Below are 18332 nucleotides of genomic sequence, written 5' to 3' on the forward strand. Positions count from 1 at the left end.
ACATGATCTGACGGCGGGTTTAGAGCGGTTCCCCTTAAAATTAAATCGGTAAAATCGCTCTAACTCTTTGTTTCAACGCGTATCTTATCTGATCGAAGCGGGATTTAGAAATCAGTCCGGTGGACTGATTTCCCCGCGAAGGCGCTTCACACTTTTCGGGGTACGCTATAATTCCCCCGCTGCAATTGCAGGTAAATTTCCGAGAGCATTCTCAATCAGCGGACGAATAGCGCTGTGCAAAATGTCCTGATTTTCGGTTTGTACCATAATCACATCGGGCAATTTTAAAGCACCAACCAGCCCTTCCGCCTGAAACTGACTGCATAGCTGAGTAAAAACAGCCTTGTTGGAAGTGAACGGTCCTGTCAGATAGACTCTGTCCGGAAACAGAATACGGCACATATTGCCCAGCGCCCGCGCCACAAGACGAATTGCCAGCTGCATATCAGCATGGTCTGCAAGTGATGCATCCTGCAAATATCCGCCGATATCCTGCTCTTGGCCCAAGCTGATCAGCTCATCCAGCCCCAGTTGCTGCAACAAGACCGGCAGGGCAACCGCCGTTTCCAGACAACCTTGATTTCCGCAACCGCAGGGGCGATCCTGCAATGTATCGAAACGCCAATGGCCGATCTCACCAAAAGGCCCCTGATGGGCAATGCTGGCGACATCGCGGGAACAATAGGCGAGCCCGATCCCCCAGCCCCAATGCAATAATGCGGCGGTATTGACCGGCGCAGTCTCTGCTTTGAAATGTACATCCAGCTCGATATCCAGCTGGCGGAACAAACAGACAAGCGGCGTAACAGGGCTTAAGGCTTCAGCGAGATTAAAGTCCCGCACCTGCGGCCAGCGGGAAGTAATCAGCCAAACCCTTTTTTTAACATCGACAATACCCGCCACGAGAATTGTCGTGCCGACATGCACCATCATATCCGGTTGTGAAGCCCGTAACGCCTGTATCATTTGCTGCAGAAAAACCGTCATCTGCTGATTATCTGCATCATCATTCAAACGCCTGGTCTGCGATGCAATAGTATTCCCCTGCCAATCCAGCAAAGCGCCTTCCACCAGATAGCTGGTCATTTTAATAACAGTGAAGCCGATCCGCTGTGCGTTCAGCCGTACAAGTGTTCCGGGGCGCCCGCGTCCGCGCCTTTCCGCCACGTCTTCCGTTACAAAACCATTATCCAGCAAATCCGCGATAATGCGGGAGGTTGTCATGGACGTGAGTTCAAGGGTAGCCGCAAGGCTGGCGCGCGACTGCCCGTCCGCCTCCAGCAGACTGCCGATAACACGGGCACAATCGCGCTGATGCGCATCGGAAAAGCGGAGATTCTGAAAATTCTGCATAGCAACTCATCCCATATTATTATTTTGAATAATATTATTCAAAAATAACTTGCAAGCCTAAAATGAAGGTGTATTCTTTTAATCAGGAGGAGGCAGAGGTCAGTGTCAGCTTAAAAAAGCGACATTACCGATCAGTCTTACAATCAGAGCTTTGCAGCCTGCGTCATGCGCGGGAATGCTGATGCTTTGTCTTTTAAAACGGGGAGAGCGGCGTGGAAATACGTGTTTTCGACACGAAACAACAATTGGGAGAGGCTGCAGCAAAACGTGGTGCGGAAACCATCAGATCGGCTCTGCGCAACAAGGGGAAAGCCTCAATTATTGTTGCTACCGGTGCCAGCCAGTTTGAAATGCTGGAAGTACTGATCCGCGAACCGGATATTGACTGGGCCAAAGTCACCGCTTTTCATCTGGACGAATATGTCGGCATGAAAAAGAGCCATCCGGCCAGCTTCCGCCGCTATCTGATTGAGCGCTTTGTTGAACCGCTCGGCGGTAAAGTCACACTCCACGAAATCAATGCCGAAGATAATCCGGAAGCAGAAGCCGGCAGGCTCAGCAAGCTGATCATGGATGAAAGCATTGATGTTTGCTTTGCCGGTATCGGCGAAAATTGCCATCTGGCTTTTAATGACCCGCCGGCCGATTTCGAGACCGACAAACCTTATATTATTGTTGATCTGGACGAAGCCTGCCGCCGCCAGCAAATGGGTGAAGGCTGGTTTGCCACGCTGGAAGATGTGCCTGCTCAGGCTGTCTCCATGAGCATTAAACAGATTATGAAATCATCGCTGATCATTCTATCCGTGCCGGATCAACGCAAGGCGCAGGCAGTCAAAAATGCCCTTGAAGGATCAGTAACGCCGCTTCATCCGGCATCCATCTTGCAAAACCACAACAACACTGTGGCTTTGCTCGACACACAATCAGCATCGCTTTTATCATGCGCACCAAAGGTTTAACCGATCTTCAGGTCAACGGCTTTGCCGGTGTTGATTTCAACTCCGGCAAGCTTACTGCATCTGAGCTCGACCATGCATTAGAAGCTATGCTCGCGACAGGTGTCACCGCCTGTTTGCCGACGCTGATCACTGCTGCACCGGATGTGCTGTTACAGCGTATTCAAGTGCTGGATAATGCCATTCAGCATAGCAGACTTGGCCGCCTGATGTGCTTAGGCCTGCATATTGAAGGGCCGTTTCTCAATCCGCAACAGGGTTTTGCCGGATGCCATCCGGCTGGCGTTATGACACCACCATATGCCAGCCTGATTGAGGAGCTGCAGGCGCGGATCACCACACCGATCCTGCTGGTGACGCTGGCGCCGGAACTGTCCGGTTCTGAAGAATTCATTGCGGCAATGAAGACCCGCAATATTCTCACAGCCATCGGTCATTCTGATTGTAACTTTGAGACTGCAGCTCATGCGGCCTCGGCCGGAGCCAGCCTTTCCACCCATCTCGGCAATGGCCTGCCGCAGCATATGCCAAAGCTGGATAATCCGCTGTTTGCCCAGTTGGCCGAAGACCGCCTCAGCGCCTGCTTCATTGCCGACGGATTTCATATTCCGCCGCAAGCGCTCAAAGTAATGATACGGGCAAAAGGAATTTCGCGTTCTGTCTTGGTAACCGATGCGGTTTCCGCAGCAGCGGCTGAGACAGGGTTTTATCATTTTGCGGATATGCGGATTGAGCGCCATGACAATGGCATGGTCAAAAATCCGAATGGTGCCGGTCTTGCCGGTTCAACACTGTGTCTCGATCAGGCTGTGCGCAATCTTGTGGCATGGGGCATTGCCTCTTTTGAAGAAGCAGTACGCATGGCATCCGCTAATGTTGAGGCACTTCTGGCACCTGTCCTCGCTGCCCGCGGCATAAAACAGCCTGTGAGTTTCATCGAATGGACATCTGATCTGTTTATACGGAAAGCAACCTTTCCGGAGCATGACGCATAAGCATCAAAACCGCTTTACCTATAAAAATAAAAAAGGGGAACAAGATGAAAATCAATGATCTGAGAATGAACCGGCGCGTGCTGATTACAGGTGCATCCGCCACCGCATTTCTGACCGGCAGCGGCTTAAGTTTTGCCCGCAAAATGCCTCTGCCTGCCAAACCGGTTGAAGTGAGGCTGATGGATGTCGGCGGGGCTTTGTCGCTCGTGCAGCCTGCGCTTGAACTTTATGCCGAGCGCAATCCGGATAAAGTTTCCCGCATCGTGTTTCTAAAAGCACCGGTGACCGAACTGGCCGGTAAACTCAAAGTACAGCAAAAGAGTAACCGCGTTGATATTGATCTTGTGCTGACCGGCAGCGATGGGCTGGCAGCCGGCCTTGTCGAAGACACATGGATGCAAATCCTGCCGGAATTTAATGAAACCTTCCCTGATATTGAAGCCAATTACGAGCCTGCAGCCCTGAACCTGCATAAAATTCAGGGTGCCGGTTACGGTGTGGTTGTCACCTATTACCCTTCGGGCCCGCTGCTTGAATATGCACCGGAGCGCGTGGCAAAAGCACCGGAAAGTGCTGAGGAATTGCTGGCCTGGGCAAAAGAAAATCCGGGACGTTTCCTCTATGCTCGTCCGACAAATTCAGGCCCTGCCCGCACTTTCATGATGGGGCTGCCTTATATTCTCGGTGATAAAGACCCGACCGATCCGATCAACGGCTGGGAGAAGACATGGAACTATCTCGCGGAACTCGGCGATTATATTGATTATTATCCGGCGGGTACCGGCGCAACGATGAAAGAATTCGGTGAAGGTTCACGCGATATCATTGTGACCACCACCGGTTGGGATATTAATCCGCGTGCAGTCGGCATTGTGCCGGAGACAGCTAAAATCTCCACACTGAAAGGCTTCCACTGGGTTTCTGATGCCTTCTTCATGTGTATTCCGAAAGGCGTGAAAGATGATGTTCTGGCGGTAACGCTGGACATTATGGCCTTCCTGCTCACACCCGAAGCACAGGCCTTTGCCTATAATGAAGGCTCGCTCTATCCGGGGCCTGCGGTGAAGAATGTACCGCTTTCCATGGCACCACAGCATAGTCAGGACATTATCAAGCAATTCGGCCGCCCTGAATATGATGATCTGATTGCCAATAATCCGATTGAGCTACCGCTGAAACCGGAAAAAATGGTGCAGGCTTTCCGAAAGTGGGATGAGCTGGTCGGCGCTCGCAAATCATAACCATTACACCTTCACCCCCAGACTGCGGAGCCTGCAGCCTTGTGTGTCTATTCGATATACAGCGCTCTAAAGCTCCGCATTTTTTACCGTTACAGCGGATAGCATTATGACACAGATCCCGCAGGTTGCTCTTATCGGTGCCGGTTATCGCGGCAATGCCTATGGCGATATTGCCCTGAAAAACCCGCATCTTATGAAATTTGCCGCCGTCTGCGATACCAGACCTGATGCGGTTGCTGCATTTGCCAACAAGCATGGCATTGCGCCGGAGAACTGCTTTTCAGACAGCCTCACCATGCTCAATACGCTCAAAAATATTGATGCTGTTGTGGTTGCCAATCTCGATAAGGATCATGAAGCTGTTGCCGTTGCCGCTCTTGATCGAAAATTCAACGTGCTGCTGGAAAAGCCGATGGCTTCCACGGTTGAAGCCTGTCAGCGCATGGCGGAAGCCTCGGAACGCAACCAGCGCTTTTTGATGATCTGTCATGTGCTGCGCTACACACCGTTTTTTGCCAGAATCAAAGAACTGATTGAGAACCGGACTTTCGGGACTGTGCAAAGTATTCGTGCTTCCGAGAATATCGGCTATTACCATCACTCACACAGTTATGTGCGCGGCAACTTCCGGCGCTTAGAAGACGGTAGTCCGCTAATCTTAGCGAAATGCAGCCATGATATGGATATTCTGCACTGGCTGACGGATGAAACGCCGTTACGTATTTCCAGTTTCGGCAGCCTCAAACAATTTACACCGGAAAATGCCCCGCAGGGCGCTGCTGAGCGCTGTCTCGATGGCTGTCTGGTTGAGACGACATGCCCCTATTCCGCGCGCCGGATTTATCTGGGAGACCATACCGGCTGGCCGGTTTCGATGATTTCTGTTGATACCAGCATTGAGGCACGCACAAAGGCGATCCGTAACGGGCCCTATGGCCGTTGTGTTTATCACAGTGACAATACAGTGGTTGACCGGCAGATTGTGGGTATCGAATTTTCCAATAATATTACGGCTAGTTTTGAAGTGCACGCCTTCAACAAGCGCACCGAACGCCATATCCATATCGGCGGCAGCAAGGGAGAACTGACCGGTTGTTTTGAAGACGGCAGTCTGGTGATTAAATTCTTTGATGACCGGCCGGATATTACAATTCAGATTGAAACACTTGCCGGCGACCATATGGGCGGTGATCTACGGTTGATGGAAGATTTCGCCGCTGCTCTTCGCGCACCGTTCGGCCGTGAAATCAGAACCGCTGCGCATAAATCGGTCACAAGTCATTTGATGGCGCTGGCTGCAGAACAGGCCAGAGTGAGCAAACAGGTCATTGAGCTGTGAACTCCGCATGTGTTTGATCGTGCGAAGATAATATATTCAGATCATTATTATCTATGTTACATGAAGCATGTATTCCGGCATTGTATCGTGCGGAATTATTGCGGAGAAAGCATGATGATTTGCAAAGTGATCAGTATCAGCCGGATCAAAAAAGAAGCTGTGCGCTTATCGGTGCTGTTACTGTCGGTTTTCACAATAACTCATTCTGCTCTATCCCAAAATTTACCTCCCTATCAGGAACTGAGTACCAGACACGTATGCGAAGCCACATCAGTGATGGCTGCTCCGGGAAAATCCCCTGCCCGTGTGCTGAAGTCAGGCGAAGAGGTTCGGATAAAGGACGTCACCTTCGGGGCAGATAATCTGCCCTATTTTGCAGTCGACTATGCAACAGGAACAGGCCTGCAACGTGCGACAGGTTTTGTGCCTGTAGAAAAAATCAGTAATTTTTGCGGTTTCACTAAACGTTCTGACAGCGGGCACAATTTTCTGGCTCCTCCTAATACCTGTCATCTGATCGCGGTTAAAACAGACACGCTAACAGCTTTAAACAAGCAAGCCGTTGCTCTGAAAGAATATCGCCCGTCCATGGCCGCTTACCGATTGGCTGACGGTCAATATGCGCTTTCTCTTGGCTTGCTTAATATTCGGGCGAGCGGCAATATTATGGGGCGCGCCAGTAATCTTCCTGAAAACAGCGAATGCTCAACTGGAACCGAATTCATTGAAGCATTAGTAAAAAATGAAAAGGAATTTTCAGACGGAGAATACGGAAATTTTGCATCCGCCTCTGAACGTCTTGCCGCCGCCCGCAATTTGATGGGACAGGCAGGAAATGCGACTGATCTTAAGAAAGCCTGCGATCTGGGTTTGAACGAAGCCTGCAGCCGTTATGCTGAAGCGATCTACAATATAGAAGATCCGGACGGCACTTTACCCGCAAAGGTTACACATTACGCTCTGATGGGCTGTATGGGGGGAGACATACGCGGCTGTCAGCTGGCGATCAACCGCTCAGACAATACGTTGGAGAATGCGCAGTTTCGCGCGGTCGAGGGCGGCACCGGCAATGCTGAAGATCTTGTACTGCCTGAACTTGCCAAGCCGGGCTGCGACGCACGTCAGGCTGTGAGCTGCATTCTGCTTGCCCGCGGCACCGCAACTTATACAAAGCCTATGCTTGCAGAGTCCGCATCGAACTTTACCGCAAAACTCACAGCATGCAGATCCGATATTGCATGGGCTTGTGAAGAAGTTCCTGATGCCTTCGGATATGTCGTGCAAGCCCGCAGTGAATATACATCTGCAACAGCCGACGAGAATTATTCACTCGGATCGCTGACCGAAGAAATTTGTACGCCCGGCCCGTCACAACCCAATATTGTACACTGTAAACCAGCTTATTATAAATATCGTGATTTTCTGCAGGCAAACAAAACGCCGTCGGCCACGGATACAAGAATTGCAAAAGCAAAGGATTTGCTTGAGCGCGGCTGTATCGCGGGTGATCCGGCGGCCTGCGCAGTACAAACCAAACTAGCTGATCACTGGTCTGCTGAAGACCGGAATACGGCAGCTGCCAGAGCAATCAAGTTGTGCGCCGGACAGTCTGACAAGGACAGCGTTTGTGACAGTCTGGGTGCTGCGCTCGATCCGAATCTCGAAACGGCAAAACCGGCCCAGCGCAAAGTCTACGACACGCTTGTTATGACATGTATGACAGACAAGTCGTCCAACGGCCCGCAGGCGTGCAGCTCTGCGGTATCTGCCTATGCTTCTCTGGAAAGCACGGATCAGGTACACAGTATTGAAACGATGCTGGCGAATGCGTGTAATAATGAAAATATCAATGGCTGTCAGACATTAGCATCGCTTATAGCTACAAAAGCGCAAAATAATCCGGAGATAAATCAGTCACCTGAAGAGGACAAAAACGTCACTCTGTTGTCCGTGCTGCGCACCGGTTGTCGCTTTGATGACAACCCTGCCAGTACTTGCCTCTCACTGGCGAATGCTCTGGATTCCGCCGGTGAAGTTAACGCCGCGATGGATGTCTACACCAAAGCGTGCGGATATCGGGTTACTCACGCCAGCGAAAAACTTGAGGATGTGCGTATTTGCTATGATGCGGCCAAATTCGCATTAAGTCAGAAGACCCGCTATGCCGATGCGCTGCAATGGTCGGAATTTGCCTGCAATTCTGCAGATTTGGGGCTGTCACCTTATGCATGCAAACTGGCCGGAAATATCTATACCTCAGGACTTGGTACAGAAGCAGATTTACAAAAAGCCGCTATAGCCTATCGGAACGGATGTTTTCATCCTCACGTGAAGACGACAGATGGCGAGGCCTGCATCAAATACGGAAATATGTTGCTGGAGGCACATGATAACCCTGACAGCGTAAACCCTGTAACATCTGACGATCTGCAAAATTCAGGTGACATGATATCAGAAGCTTCAAGAGCCTATGACATGGGCTGCATGGACAATATTGAGCAGGCTTGTCAGGCGAACCGGAAATTGCTGACCGACTGGAGCAAGGGACTATATTCCCATAACCGCGTGCAGTGCCGCGTTGAGGATGACCGCGGGTCTGTCTATTCCGACAAGATATGCCGTGAATTTTCATTTTATCAAGCTGCCGGTCAACTCAAAGAAGAGCGCCGTCAGATCAGGCTCGAAGTCTATGTATGGCCCGACGGTGACCGCAGCGTCGTCTATCAAAAAGATGGTACGTGGTTACTCAACGAAGTAACAACAGCCGGACTTCGTTATATCGATGCAACAAAATGCTGGCGCAATCCGGTTTCAAAACGAAGCTTCTGTGTAAGCCCCCTTCAGGAGTGAGGTTTTTCGTTTTTGCCCGATGTAAATCTCACAGAGAGTGTCGCTTCAGCGCCCGAACACTGACCAGCCCATACGGCGGCACAGGATTTCCAAAGCCCGTGTGCCAAGCAGCGAGTTGCCGTGCTGGTTCAAGCCCGGCGACCACACAGCAATGGATGAAATACCGGGAACGATAGCGAGAATACCGCCACCGACACCGCTTTTTGCTGGCACGCCGACACGAAATGCAAAATCGCCTGAACCGTCATAGTGGCCACAGGTCATCATCAGCGCATTGATACGCAAGGCACGTTCCACACTGACAATACGGTGATTACTGACAGGATTGCGGCCGGATGCAGAAAGAAACAGACCTGCCCGCGCCAGCTGCTCACAGGACATCGCCAAGGCACATTGGTGGTGATACACGCCCAGAACATGAGGCGGCAGATTGTCGAGATTTTTATTTGCTTTCAACAAATTGGCCAGCGCCGCATTATTGAAGCCGGTGCGGTCTTCTGCTTTCGCCACTACTTCATCAATATAAATATTGTCGTCCTCAGCGATAGACTGCACAAAGCGCACAATCTCGCCGATCGTTTCACGCGGCTGATGCGAACTCAGCAGAATGTCCGAGATAACAATAGCACCGGCATTGATGAAAGGGTTGCGCGGCAGCCCTTTTTCCAGCTCAAGCAAAACACTGGAGTTAAAAGGATCGCCCGAAGGCTCGCGGCCGACACGCTGCCAAATGCCGTCCCCTCTTTTGCCCAGAGCCAGCGCCAGAGCAAACACTTTGGAAATACTTTGGATGGAGAATTTTTCCTGAGCGTCACCGGCAGAAATCAATGTGCCGTCATGAAGCATAATGGATATGCCGAATTTCGCGGGATCAACCTGTGCAAGAGGCGGAATATAATCAGCGACTTTGCCACGGATACCGGTATCTTTGATTTCAGTCTCGATTTCATCGAGTACGGCGCGCAAACGCTGTTTCAACTATTTTACACCTTTGAGATACCGCTATTGCGTAACCAACAGTCATGAAAGCAGCGGTGACCGGTTTACACCGTATCACCGCCCGCTTGTGAGCCAGAATGGCTAAACAATGCCAGCCAGTCTGTCCATTCTCAAATGCGCGATCTTTTAACGTTTAACGTCAAAATTACGGGTTTCCGGCATCATAAACATTGCCACAAGCGAAATCACACTGGTTGCAACCACATAATAAGCCGGTGCCACAGCACCAAAAATGCCGATCAGCCATGTGATGATAAACTGTGTGGTACCGCCAAACAATGTCGCGCCGATCGCATAGATCAGGGAAACGCCGGTGGCACGCAAAGCAATCGGCATCATCTCAGGGATTGCCACAAGGCTTGCAGCACCTGTCATCGAGGTGAGCAGTGTAATCGCAGCGGTTACAATCAGCAGCACAGTCGCATCTTTAGATTCCGACAGCCAGAAGAACAGCGGAATAATAACGATCATCAGCACGATACGAGGCCAGATCATCACGCCTTTACGGCCGTATTTATCAGCAAGATAACCGGCAACGAGAGCGAAAATGAAAGTCATCGTACCGCCAAGCACTGTACCGGCCTGTGCCAGTGTTGCCGGCAGCTTCAGTGTCTGAATGGCATAGGTGGTCATATAGTTGCCCACCTGTGTCGACACGGTGGTGGAGATCATCACCAAAATACCAAGCACCAGAAAACGGGTGTGATCAGAGAAGACCGAAGTCACAATCTGTGCACCGGTTTTATCACTCGGCTTTTCCAGAGTTTCCGGCAATGCACGTCGGATATAAAGCGCAATCGGAATAAGCGCCAGCGAGACGAGGAACGGAATGCGCCAGCCCCATGACACCAGATCCTCATGCGGCAGATACCATGACACCAGCACGCCCATCAGACCACCGGCAACAACGGCAATACCCTGACTGGCAATCTGCCAGCTGGCATAAAGGCCGCGCTTGTCACGCGGTGCAGCTTCAATAAGCATGGCCGATGCCGGTCCGACTTCACCGCCAAGTGCCAGCCCCTGCAACAGACGGCATAGCAGAACGATAATCGGTGCAGCAATACCAATGGTTTCATAGCTTGGTGTTGCGGCCAGCCCCAATGTACCGACAGTAATAAGCGTCACGGTCAGGATCATTGCAGCACGGCGCCCTGCCTTATCCGCGAAAGCACCGATCAGAACGCCGCCAAGCGGACGGGTGAAAAAGCCCACACCAAAAACCGCAACCGAGGCCAGAAGGCTTGCTGTTTCACTGCCCAGCGGGAAAAATGTCTGCCCGATATAAACCGCGAAAAACGAATAGACGATGAAATCGTAAAATTCGAGGGCGTTACCGGCAACGGCCGCGGCAATTGCCTTGACCGGTGGTTTCTCAGACTGGCCGGACAGATCGTCCGAAGCCGTATTCGGCGCGTGCATAACAGAAGCGCTCATGGTTATCCTCCAACAGATATAATAGTTTTAGTCTTTACGGCCTCTGGTGCCGTTCAGAAATTCCTCCGTCAAGGCTACCCAATAAGCGGCTCCCTCAACGATATTCGCATCATTAAAATCGAAGCCGTCATTATGCAGCGCACGGCTCACAGGGCCTGGCTGATCGCCGTTCCCGAGAAAAACATAAGAACCGGGGCGCTTTTCGAGCATGAATGCGAAATCTTCACTGCCGGTCATCGGCGTGGTCTGGGCAACAAAATTACCTTCAGCGGCAAAATTCTGACCGACTTGTCGTGCAAACTCTGTTTCTTCAGTGGAATTCTGCAAGGCAGGATAGCCGCGGCAATAATCAATATCAGCTTTGACACCGAAACTCTGTGCCTGCGTGGCGACCAGATCACGAATCCGGTCTTCAAGCAAATCACGGACTTCCGGTTTGAAACAGCGCACTGTCAGTTCGATCTGTGCAGTCTCAGGAATAACATTATTAGCCTTACCAGCCTGCATAACACCGACGGTAACAACAGCAGCATCCAGCGGATTAACATTTCGTGCCACTACAGTCTGCAATGCCATCACGATAGAAGCGGTTGCAACAATCGGATCGGCCGTTGTGTGCGGTTGCGCACCATGACCGCCACGACCGGTGATCTTGACAGAAACACTGTCAGACGATGCCATCATCGCACCGTCATAAAATTGCAGCTGCCCTTGCGGGGAACCCGGCATATTGTGGATACCAAACACGGCATCGCACGGGAATTTTTCAAACAAACCGTCAGCAACCATACGGGCTGCACCGCTATCAGGGCGGCCATATTCTTCAGCAGGCTGAAAGATCAGGTTCACAGTACCATTGAAATTGCGGCGCTCGGCCAGCGCTTTTGCAGCAGCGAGCAACATTGTTGTGTGACCGTCATGCCCGCAGGCATGCATCACACCACTATTAACACTGGCATAAGGCAGACCGGTTGCTTCCAAAATCGGCAGCGCATCCATATCCGCACGCAGACCAATGGCCGCTGATCCATCACCGTTGCGCAACTGGCCGACAACACCGGTCGTGCCGATATTGCGCTCAACCTTATAGCCCCATTTTTCCAGCAGATCAGCGACAATGCCACCGGTTCTGATTTCGTTAAATGCCAGTTCAGGGTGCTGGTGCAGATCACGCCTCAGCGCAACAAACTCCTCAACATCGCGCTCACTCAGCGTTCTGATGTTTTTCATGACTCCACCCTCCTAAACTTAGAAACCATTACCAATGTTAGCTACGAGGTGCATTTTCATTTGTCCAATGCATAGTAAATTTGATAATCATGCATAATACGCATACCAATTTAGGAAAGTTTCATGAACATTCAGCAATTACGACATTTTATTGCGCTTGCTGAGAAAGGCTCCTTCACGCGGGCAGCTGAATATGCGCATCTGACTCAACCGGCACTGTCGCGCAGCATTGCGCAGCTGGAAGCCGAGCTGGGAATGAAGCTGGTCGACCGCATCGGCAAGCGCTGTGAAGTTACGGCTTTTGGCAATGTGGTGCTCGACCATGCACGCCGCGTATTGTTCGAGACAGAAGAACTCCATCGTGTGGTCAAGCAACAACATGAAGGCAGTGCAGGACGTATCAGGATCGGACTTGGATCAACACCAAGCGCCCTGCTGACAGCGCCGCTTCTGAGCCGGTTTTCAACCACCAATCCGTCTTTGCATATTCTGCTGATGCGCGGTTCTATTCCGCTGCAGGTACAGGCATTGCGGGAGAGGACACTGGACATGCTGGTCGTGGAGATCAGAGGCGTAACGATAACCGCAGACCTGCATATTGAAATGCTGCCGGCATTGCGCACAGGTTTTCTGGTCAGCCAGGGGCACCCCATACTGCAAAATCAACGAGTGAAGTTTTCAGACTTACGGCCATGGCCGCTGGCAACCACCATTCTCGCGCCGGAGCAGATACGCAATATGGTCGCGATCTACGGGCCGGAAGCCCATCCGGATGAGAGTGTCACCTTCCACTCCGATGCGATTGACGGGTTGCTTCAGACCACATTGAGCAGTCAGACCATTTATTACGGCGTTATCGCACCGTCACATGAACTGATAACTTCTGGACAACTGGTGGAAGTTCCTGTGCGTCCTGTTTCAGATACCTCACAATTCGCGATCATCCGTCTGTCCGGCCGTTCCCAGCCGCCGATGTTTCCCATTCTGCGCAATCTCATTCGTGAGAGAATGGAAGAATGGAGTGCCATCTGACGGCTTTACCGCCATCAGCAGCTCCGGTTCTTGACCATGCGCTCATTATTCTCCAGTAACAACACATACAGACAGTGCCGGAGCATCCCGTGAAAACCATTGCAATTGATTTTGAAACTGCCAATGAACAACGCGGCAGCGCCTGTTCTGTTGGTCTGGCATGGATTGAAAATGATCAGGTCGTGCGTGTTGAAGAACGCTTCATTCGCCCGAAAGATATGCGTTTTTCCACTTTCAACATTGCCATCCACGGCATTCGTCCGGAGCATGTGGAAAATGCCGGAGAGTTTCCGGAAGTGATGGATGAATTCGCTGATGATTTTACGGGAGCAACAATGATTGCTCATAATGCTGCTTTTGATTTCAGTGTCTGGCGTGCATCTCTGGATTTATACCGGCAGAACTATCCTGAATTTCAGTATCTGTGTTCCGTCAAAATGGCACAAAAAGTCTGGCCGCAATTGCCGTCACACAAGCTGAATATTCTGGCTGATTATCTTGGCCTGAGCTTTCATCATCATAATGCTGCGGAAGATGCTGCGATCTGTGCTCAGGCAACAATCGCTATGGCGCATTCTGTGGGCGCTACCACATTGGCAGAGGTGCCGCGCATGATCGGAATGCGCCCCGGTCGTCTCTTTGCCAACGGGTATGAAGCCTGCACCAGCCGCAGGAAATAATAATAGGAGTGCAGATAAAAAGGTGGCGAACCACCTTTTTATCTCTCAGATGCGTTTCACAAGAGCGTGCTGCATGTAATCTGATCCACTGCACCCGCTTTATTTCTTTGTTTTAACGCATGTCTTTATCCCAAAACCGGTGCCCACTTTTGGGAGACATGCTTTAGCTGTTGCCACCGGCAGCCAGATAACGTTCAGCCAGTCGCGCCCAGAGAGCAGAACCAACCGGCAGATTGGCATCATTAAAGTTATATTTCGGATTATGCAGCACAGCAGAATCCACGCCATTGCCAAGACGCAGGAAGCTGCCCGGTTTGTGCTGGAGGAAATAAGAGAAATCCTCGCTGCCCGGAATCAAAGGACAGGTTGAAACCTTGGCATCTCCGATCAGTTCACGCGCAACTTCTGTCGCAAAAGCGGTTTCCGCATCAGAATTGACCACCACCGGATAGCCCAGCTCATATTTGATCTCAGCTGTCGCGCCATAGGCTGCCACATGTTGCTCAGTCAGTTCGCAAACGCGCTTTTGCAGCAACTCACGTACAACCGGTGAGAAAGAGCGGATGCTCACAGCCAGATCAACATCATCAGGAATAACATTGGATGCTTCACCGCCGTGAATAGTGCCGACAGTAATCACCGCTGTTTCTGTCGGATCGACATTGCGGGCAACCACAGTCTGCAGAGCCATAACCAGACTGCAGGCGACCATCACAGGATCAACGGTCAGATGCGGGCGGGAGGCGTGACCGCCTTTGCCGATGACTTTGATATAAGCCGTATCAGCCGCTGCCATCATCGGGCCGGAACGGGTGAGAACAGTGCCTTCCGGTGCACCCGGATGATTGTGCAGACCAAAAATCGCATCGCACGGGAAACGCTCGAACAGACCATCTGCGATCATTGCCTGCGCACCGCTGATTTCACCGGCTTCTTCAGCAGGCTGGAACACCAGAGTGACGGTACCGTTGAAATTCTTTGTCTGTGCCAGATGTTCAGCCGCACCAAGCAGCATAGTTGTATGACCATCATGACCACAGGCATGCATTTTACCGGCCACTGTACTTGCATAAGGCAGACCGGTTTTTTCCAGAATTGGCAGCGCATCCATATCCGCACGGATAGCAACACTGCGTCCACCGGTGCCAACGGTCAGGCAACCGACAACGCCATGACCACCAACATTGCGCGTGACTTCATAGCCCCAGCTTTCCAGCTTATCCGCAACAAAAGCAGCGGTTTTTTCTTCTTCAAAAGAAAGCTCCGGATTAGCATGGATATGATGGCGGATTTCTTCCAGCGCTTCACGGCGTGGTTCAAGATCAGTGATACGGGCAAAATTATCGGACTGTGTCATGGTCATCTCCCGTTCTCATAACGGGATCTCCTGTAATAGTTATCGGCAAGCATGTTGCATTGCGGTCAGAGACTCAAATTGTCTGCACACTAGAGCGGTTTACGTCCAGATTGGATCATAGCGTTTGCTCTAGATTCTTTATTGGTCGCATTATCACGGGCGTCAAGTCGATCCAACTTGACTGTGAAATACTCTATATGCAAAACACGCCGGTTTTGTCTCCGGCGTGTTGTTTTTTATCAGATAAAACGACTGAGGAAGCTGCGGGTGCGCGGATGCTGAGGATTTTCGATCACCTCTTCCGGCGTGCCCTCTTCAACCACCTTGCCGCCATCCATAAAGACCACACGGTCAGCCGCTTCACGGGCAAAACCAATCTCGTGAGTGACCACGATCATCGTTTGTCCCTGATCCGCAAGGCTGCGCATAGTGGTCAGCACTTCACCCACTAGTTCCGGATCGAGTGCCGATGTCGGTTCATCAAACAAGATCAGCTTCGGCTTTACAGCCAAGGCACGGGCAATCGCCACACGCTGTTGCTGGCCACCGGAAAGCTGGCGCGGATAAGCGTTGATCTTATGCGACATGCCGACTTTCGCCAGCAGTTCCTTTGCCGTTTCAACAGCTTCGCTTTTGTTACGGCCATGAACACCTACCGGCGCTTCAATCACATTCTGCAAAACTGTCATATGCGGATAGAGATTGAATTGCTGAAACACCATGCCGATCTGGCTGCGCTGTTTGGCGATAGCACGGTCTGACAATGGCAGCAGGCGGTCGTTTTTATATTTATAACCGATCTGCTGCTCATCGACAAAAATCGAACCTTTGTCGATGGTTTCAAGCCTGTTGATGCAACGCAGGAAGGTGGATTTGCCCGAACCGGAAGGCCCGAGAATAACCACGACCTCACCAGAGCGCACTTCCAGATCAATGCCGCGCAACACTTCAATACCGTGAAACGCCTTGTGCACATTATGGGCATGAACAAGAGGTTTTTGCATATTGCTGGTCTTATCCATTATGCATTCTCCTCTGCCTGACCCTGGGTCTTAACCGGCGCCTCATCTTTGACCGCATCGCCGCGCTCACCACGGTTATAATGACGTTCAATCGCACTCTGCCCGACATTCAGCACGGATGTGATCAGCAGATACCACACAACCGCAACCAGCAGCATCGGGATAACCTCGAATGTGCGGTTATAGATCGACTGAACAGAATAAAGCAGATCGGCCATGGCGATAACACTGACGAGTGATGTCGCTTTAATCATACTGATCAGCTGGTTCCCTGTCGGCGGCACGATAGAACGCATGGCCTGCGGGATAATGATACGACGCAAAGCGCGTGCCCGTGTCATACCGAAAGCGGCTGCGGTTTCGCCCTGCCCTTTATCAACAGACAACAGACCGCCACGGATAATCTCCGCCATATAGGCGGCTTCATTCAGCGCCAGACCGACAATGGCAGCAGTCAGCGGCGTGATGAGATCATTGGTATTCCAGCTGACAAGTGTCGGGCCGAACGGGATAGCCAGCGAGATTTTCGGAAACAAGGTTGAAAGATTGTACCAGAAAATCAGCTGCACCAGCAGCGGTGTGCCACGGAAGAACCAGATGAACAGATTGGACAGCGAGCTTGCCAGTCTATCCTGCGACATACGGGCAATTGCCAGAATAAGGCCAAGTGCAACACCGATAATCATCGCCACAACAGTCAGACTGAGGGTGATATACAGCCCTTCCATCACCGTGGAATCAAAGAAATAAGCGGCAACGACCGGCCAGCCGAAATTCGGATTATTGGCGACAATAATACCGAAATCCAATGCCACACCAAGAACAACAGCCCACAGGATCACACGTTTCAGCGGAAAGGGTGCGCGCGCACGGGCGACGTCGAAACGTTCGACATCACCCACGGCTGCGCCTGAACCACGCAACTCACTCATTGTGCGGTCTTTCCGGCGAGATTGACACCGGCTTTATCAATCATGTTCTTTTCCAGACCCCATTTTTTCATGATCGTGGCATAGGTGCCGTTGTCGATCAGTATCTGGATACCATCACGGAACACTTCGCTCAGCGGAGAGTCTTTTGGCAGAACTGCGCCCTGATACAAGTCGTCAAAGCCGTTTTTCTGGCCGGTTGCAGCCAGTTCCAGCTGACCATTGGACTGCTGAACAAAATAGGTCAGAGGTGCCTGTGATGAGAAAAACGCATCGGCGCGGTTTGAGCGCACAGCCAGAATGGAGCTTGGCTGGTCATTATAAGACTGCACTTCAATCGGCTTACCGTCTGCTGTGCATTTCTCATTCTGCTCCTTGATCACTTTTTCAGCCGAACCGCCCGCCATTACAGCGATACGCTTGCCGCAGGCTGTATCCAGCGATGTGATGCCTTCCGGATTGCCGTGCTTTACTGCGAAAACCACATATTCACGCACCCAGTCGACAAAATCATTGGCGCCCTGACGGGACGGAAAATCACCGTTCGGCCCAAAGCCAAGCTGGTAACGTCCGGCAGAAATACCGCTCAGAACCGATGGCAGACCGCTGACTGTTGAATGGGTGATTTTGATACCGAGCAGCTGACCGAGTGCATCGGTCATGTCAGTCGCAGCGCCGTTCACGTCCTTACCATTGATGATCTGGTAAGGAGGGAAGGAACCGGAATTCACATCATTAATAACACCGGCCTTGATGATGTCTTCCGGCAGACGGGCGCGCAGCGCCTCATTCAATGCCTGTTCCGGAATTTTCACATCCTCAGCCAAAGCCTGTTGTGCAAAAACGCTGCCAAATACAGCAGCTGCCAGTATAGTTTTTTTCATCTCACTCTCCCAATAGTTCAGTTGG

At 51.4% G+C, this 18332-nt stretch carries 15 protein-coding genes; 7 read left to right on the forward strand and 8 right to left on the reverse strand.

The window, feature by feature from the left end; genetic code table 11:
• Positions 1-165: 165 nt before the first annotated feature.
• Positions 166-1353, reverse strand: a complete 1188-nt coding sequence (locus tag HBA93_RS00125; protein ID WP_221721917.1) for an ROK family transcriptional regulator — start codon at positions 1351-1353, stop codon at positions 166-168.
• A 212-nt stretch (positions 1354-1565) separates the two neighbouring features.
• Between HBA93_RS00125 and HBA93_RS00130 the strand changes: the two genes are divergently transcribed.
• From HBA93_RS00130 to HBA93_RS00150, 5 genes are all read left to right on the forward strand, one after another.
• Positions 1566-2315: a glucosamine-6-phosphate deaminase gene (locus HBA93_RS00130; RefSeq protein WP_221721918.1), complete on the forward strand. Its 750-nt coding sequence runs from the start codon at positions 1566-1568 to the stop codon at positions 2313-2315.
• On the forward strand, positions 2297-3307 hold the full coding sequence (locus tag HBA93_RS00135; RefSeq protein WP_221721919.1) for an N-acetylglucosamine-6-phosphate deacetylase: 1011 nt from the start codon (positions 2297-2299) through the stop codon (positions 3305-3307). The genes HBA93_RS00130 and HBA93_RS00135 overlap by 19 nt, the downstream gene beginning before the upstream one ends.
• A 59-nt stretch (positions 3308-3366) precedes the next feature.
• Positions 3367-4548 (forward strand): ABC transporter substrate-binding protein, encoded by a 1182-nt coding sequence (locus HBA93_RS00140; RefSeq protein ID WP_221722173.1) that lies wholly within the window; start codon positions 3367-3369, stop codon positions 4546-4548.
• Positions 4549-4654: 106 nt separating this feature from the next.
• The gene (locus tag HBA93_RS00145; RefSeq protein WP_221721920.1) at positions 4655-5887 is read left to right on the forward strand and encodes a Gfo/Idh/MocA family protein; all 1233 of its coding nucleotides are present in this window, start codon (positions 4655-4657) and stop codon (positions 5885-5887) included.
• A 111-nt stretch (positions 5888-5998) separates the two neighbouring features.
• The gene (locus tag HBA93_RS00150; protein WP_221721921.1) at positions 5999-8737 is read left to right on the forward strand and encodes a hypothetical protein; all 2739 of its coding nucleotides are present in this window, start codon (positions 5999-6001) and stop codon (positions 8735-8737) included.
• A gap of 45 nt (positions 8738-8782) precedes the next feature.
• On the opposite strand, the gene HBA93_RS00155 is transcribed toward HBA93_RS00150, so the two are convergent.
• The 3 genes from HBA93_RS00155 to HBA93_RS00165 form a co-directional block, all read right to left on the reverse strand.
• Positions 8783-9715, reverse strand: coding sequence for a glutaminase (locus tag HBA93_RS00155; protein WP_502909996.1), 933 nt, complete (start codon positions 9713-9715; stop codon positions 8783-8785).
• A gap of 147 nt (positions 9716-9862) precedes the next feature.
• Positions 9863-11173, reverse strand: a complete 1311-nt coding sequence (locus tag HBA93_RS00160) for an MFS transporter (protein WP_121993970.1) — start codon at positions 11171-11173, stop codon at positions 9863-9865.
• A gap of 27 nt (positions 11174-11200) precedes the next feature.
• Positions 11201-12403, reverse strand: coding sequence for a M20 aminoacylase family protein (locus HBA93_RS00165; protein ID WP_221721922.1), 1203 nt, complete (start codon positions 12401-12403; stop codon positions 11201-11203).
• 123 nt (positions 12404-12526) lie between these two features.
• On the opposite strand from HBA93_RS00165, the gene HBA93_RS00170 reads away from it, so the two are divergent.
• Together HBA93_RS00170 and HBA93_RS00175 are read left to right on the forward strand one after the other, a co-directional pair.
• A complete protein-coding gene (locus HBA93_RS00170; RefSeq protein ID WP_221721923.1) occupies positions 12527-13435 on the forward strand; it encodes a LysR family transcriptional regulator in 909 nt (302 codons plus the stop codon).
• Between the two features lie 89 nt (positions 13436-13524).
• A complete protein-coding gene (locus HBA93_RS00175; protein ID WP_221721924.1) occupies positions 13525-14115 on the forward strand; it encodes a 3'-5' exonuclease in 591 nt (196 codons plus the stop codon).
• A 163-nt stretch (positions 14116-14278) separates the two neighbouring features.
• Here HBA93_RS00175 and HBA93_RS00180 read toward each other — a convergent pair whose 3' ends face one another.
• From HBA93_RS00180 to HBA93_RS00195, 4 genes are all read right to left on the reverse strand, one after another.
• The gene (locus HBA93_RS00180) at positions 14279-15472 is read right to left on the reverse strand and encodes a M20 aminoacylase family protein (RefSeq protein ID WP_221721925.1); all 1194 of its coding nucleotides are present in this window, start codon (positions 15470-15472) and stop codon (positions 14279-14281) included.
• Between the two features lie 239 nt (positions 15473-15711).
• Positions 15712-16494 (reverse strand): amino acid ABC transporter ATP-binding protein, encoded by a 783-nt coding sequence (locus HBA93_RS00185; protein ID WP_221721926.1) that lies wholly within the window; start codon positions 16492-16494, stop codon positions 15712-15714.
• Complete coding sequence (locus HBA93_RS00190; protein WP_221721927.1) at positions 16494-17426, reverse strand: amino acid ABC transporter permease; 933 nt, start codon at positions 17424-17426, stop codon at positions 16494-16496. The genes HBA93_RS00185 and HBA93_RS00190 overlap by 1 nt, the downstream gene beginning before the upstream one ends.
• Positions 17423-18307 (reverse strand): ABC transporter substrate-binding protein, encoded by an 885-nt coding sequence (locus HBA93_RS00195; protein ID WP_121993964.1) that lies wholly within the window; start codon positions 18305-18307, stop codon positions 17423-17425. Before HBA93_RS00195 ends, HBA93_RS00190 begins: the two co-directional genes overlap by 4 nt.
• Between the last annotated feature and the right edge of the window lie 25 nt (positions 18308-18332).

The organism is Ochrobactrum sp. SFR4 (genome assembly GCF_019730395.1).
Taxonomy (GTDB): Bacteria; Pseudomonadota; Alphaproteobacteria; order Rhizobiales; family Rhizobiaceae; genus Pseudochrobactrum.